Annotated in this window: 4 protein-coding genes and 2 pseudogenes; 1 reads left to right on the top strand and 5 read right to left on the bottom strand. The window is 68.5% G+C overall.

The window, feature by feature from the left end:
- The 4 genes and pseudogenes from PKH97_RS15415 to PKH97_RS15400 all read right to left on the bottom strand — a co-directional run.
- Positions 1-279: pseudogene (locus PKH97_RS15415) on the bottom strand (putative PEP-binding protein); the annotation flags it as partial.
- A 4-nt stretch (positions 280-283) separates the two neighbouring features.
- A pseudogene (locus PKH97_RS15410) lies at positions 284-454 on the bottom strand (1-phosphofructokinase); the annotation flags it as partial.
- Positions 451-1,212 (bottom strand): DeoR/GlpR family DNA-binding transcription regulator, encoded by a 762-nt coding sequence (locus PKH97_RS15405; RefSeq protein ID WP_324388485.1) that lies wholly within the window; start codon positions 1,210-1,212, stop codon positions 451-453. The pseudogene PKH97_RS15410 and the gene PKH97_RS15405, both read right to left, overlap by 4 nt.
- 124 nt (positions 1,213-1,336) lie before the next feature.
- Positions 1,337-2,221 (bottom strand): LysR substrate-binding domain-containing protein, encoded by an 885-nt coding sequence (locus PKH97_RS15400; protein ID WP_324388484.1) that lies wholly within the window; start codon positions 2,219-2,221, stop codon positions 1,337-1,339.
- A gap of 80 nt (positions 2,222-2,301) precedes the next feature.
- Here PKH97_RS15400 and PKH97_RS15395 point away from each other — a divergent pair, with 80 nt between their 5' ends.
- Positions 2,302-2,436 carry a hypothetical protein gene (locus PKH97_RS15395; protein ID WP_324388482.1) on the top strand — a complete coding sequence of 45 codons (135 nt, stop codon included), beginning with the start codon at positions 2,302-2,304 and terminating at the stop codon, positions 2,434-2,436.
- 42 nt (positions 2,437-2,478) lie between these two features.
- On the opposite strand, the gene PKH97_RS15390 is transcribed toward PKH97_RS15395, so the two are convergent.
- A partial coding sequence (locus PKH97_RS15390) for a hypothetical protein (RefSeq protein ID WP_324388481.1) occupies positions 2,479-3,146 on the bottom strand: 668 nt, incomplete at its 5' end.

Raw genomic sequence — 3,146 nt, 5'->3', positions numbered from 1 at the left:
TCCGCCGTCGCCACCATGGGCGCCATGACCCGGACATCTGCTCCGGTGTCGCGGGCGGCCACGGCCAGCGCCTCCAGTTGAGCGTCGAGCAACTCCGGTCGTTCGGCCGAGAGCCGCAGGCCGCGCCGGCCGAGCGCCGGGTTCTCCTCCGGCCCGAGGTCGGCGAACGCCAGCGGCTTGTCGGCGCCAGCATCCAGGGTGCGCACGACGACGCGCCGGGAGCCGAAGGGCGAAAACCCGCCGATAGATCTCCGCCTGCTCCGCGACCGTGGGCGCCTTGTCAGAGGAGAGAAACGAACTCGGTGTCCTGCGCGGTCAGGGCACGAGAGACATTGATGCCCTTGCCGCCCGGGTCGATCCGGCTCGACGTGGCTCGGTGGACCTGACCGGCACGCAGGTCGTCGACGGCGATGGTGCGGTCGATGCTGGGATTGGGCGTGACGGTGATGATCATGCAAGCACGACCTCGGGTCCGGCGGCGCGGATCTCCGCGGCGACGTCCTCACCCAGCCCGGCGTCCGTCAACACCAGGTCGATGTCCGACAAGTGGGCGAACCGGTGCATGTGATCATCGCCGGCCTTGCTCGAGTCGCTGACCAGGACCGCTCGCCGAGCGACCGCGACCATGGCGCGTTTGACCTGACATTCGGATTGGTCGGGTGTGGTCAGGCCCCGTGCCGCCGAGAAGCCATTGGCCCCCAGAACCGCGAGATCGACGACCAGATCCGCAAGGGCCTTGGTCGCCCACTCACCGACGGCTGCCCCCGTGACCCCCCGGACGCGGCCGCCGAGCAGGTAGAGGTTGACGCCCGGGTGATTCTCCAGCGCAACCGCGATCGGGATGGAGTTGGTCACCACCGTGAGATCGATATCGGGTGGCAGCAGGTCGACGATGGCCGCCGTTGTCGAGCCGGCGTCGAAGAGGACGGTGCCCTCGCGGGGCAGCAGTTCCAACGCCCGGGCGGCGATGCGCCGCTTCTCCTCGGTCAGCCTTCCGGCCCGCGTCGCGAGGGTCGGCTCGAGTTCCAGGCGCTCCACGGGAATGGCGCCACCGTGCACCCGCCGAAGCGTGCCGCGGCGCTCGAGCGCGGTCAGGTCGCGTCGGATGGTCTCGGTCGCCACGCCCAGCTGCTCGGCGAGCAGGACCACCTCAACTCGACCGGCCTCGCGCGCCTCGCGCATGATCCGCTGCTGGCGTTCCGCGGCATACATCCTGTGGACTCCTTCGTCCCCCCAAACCCACACCTTGTGGGCGGCAAGGCACAACAAAACCACATCCATGCGTCGATGTAAAGCGAAACGGGCGCCCGTTTATGTGGTTTCCACGATGTGGACATTAGACCGTATGCGTGCGCAGCAAGTCGACCACGCGGCGCGCCGCGGGCGCGGCCGAGATGGCATCACGAACTAGGGCATAGATATGGCGGACAGGCACCGGATCGGTGAGCGCGACGATGCGCACATGTGGGGGCAACTCGACGGTCGCCAGGACCGGCAGCATCGTCACCCCGATGCCGGCATCGACGAACGCGAGAGCGCTGATGTGGTCGGCGGCCTGGACGATATAGCGCGGCGAGAAACCCGCCGCGGCAAAAGCCTTGGCTTGCACCTCATGGACGGGTGAGCCGGTGAAGTCATTGGCGACGAATTCGTCATCGCGGAAGTCCGCGAGCCGTGCGGCGACTCGGTCGGCGAGCGGATGCGAGCGGGGCACGACCATGACGAAGGGGTCGTCGATCAGGGGCACCCGACCGAAGCCGGGCGGAATCGTCTCGTCAGGGACTTCGATCCGGACATCGATATCAGGCTGGGTCAGCGGCGAACCGCCGGGCACGTCGTTGAGCACGAGTTCGACCATCATTTCGGGGAACTCCGCACGCAGGGTCCGCACGATACGCGGCATCAAGGCCAGCCCCGCCGACGCGAAATGGCCGATCGTCAGGTGCCCGGTCTTGCCCTCGCGCAGGTCGCGCACCAACGCGCCCAAGCGATTCAGGCTGCGCAACGCATCACCGGAGGCGATCGCCACCCGCATGCCCACCGGGGTTGGCCGCACGCCACGGCCGGCGCGCTCGAGCAGGACCAGCCCGGTCTCCCGCTGCAAGGCCGCCACCTGCTGGCTGACCGCCGACGGCGTCAGCCGGAGTTGGTCGGCAGCCGCCTGCACCGACCCGGTGGCCACGACGGAACGGAAGGTGCGCAGGCGCTGGGGATCGAGCATACGACAATCTTAAGCACTGCTAATGGTTCATGCAGTAGAGCGCGCTTGTCCTGAATATTTCGGAGGCGCACAATAGAGGCATGGACAAGGCAATCGACCGGGACTACGCCCGCATGATGAACGAACTCCGGGCCGCGAGCCAGGACTGGCACCACGACGTGCGTGAGCCGCGCAAGCGCTCGCTCTCGCTGCGCCGCCGCCTCACGCGTCACTGACCCAAACGACACCCAGGGCGACCACGCGAGTGGTCGCCTTTGTCATGCCCGCCCGGCTGCGGCGGACCGACGCGGCCAGCAGAGCACGACGAGCGCGATGAGCAGCAGATTGCGCAGCAGCAGCAACCAGATGGGCAAGGTCTCAACGTCCACGAGCGACCAGTAGTGCCCCGGAAAGTACAACTGGGTCGCGACCATCGTCGCGCAGGTCGTGCCCAGCGCGGCCAGGCCACGGCGGCCGGGGATGAGCAGCGTCGCCGGCACGATCCAGAGGAGATACTGCGGCGAAAGCACCTTCGAGCCCACGACGAGCAGCACGATCGTGCTCGCGAGCACGGTGACGGCCAAGCGCGCGTCGGCGGGAGCCGGGCGCCGGGTCAGGCGGCGAACGAAGGTCGCGACGAGGACGACGATCGCCAGCACCGAGGCCACCATCGTGATCTGCGCAAAGGCCGTCACACCCGCGCCGACCGGCCCTTGAGAGCCGAAGGTTGAGTCGATCACGACCGGGCGACCGGTGATCGTATGCAGCGCGAGGACGATGCTGGAGGCCGTCGACTCGATCTGCGCGCCCCGGGCCGTATGGAAGTGCACCACATAGCGCAGTCCGTCCGGCGCCCAGAGCACCACCGGCGCCACGATCGCGACGCCGGCGGCGATCGCGAGCGCGAGCGAACGGGTGGCCCGCCGCCAGTCGGTGCGGTGCGCCT

The organism is Nostocoides sp., assembly GCF_035343835.1.
Taxonomy (GTDB): domain Bacteria; phylum Actinomycetota; class Actinomycetes; order Actinomycetales; family Dermatophilaceae; genus Nostocoides_A; species Nostocoides_A vanveenii.
Note: the sequence above shows the minus strand (reverse complement) of the source record. Positions and strands in the feature narration are given on the sequence as shown.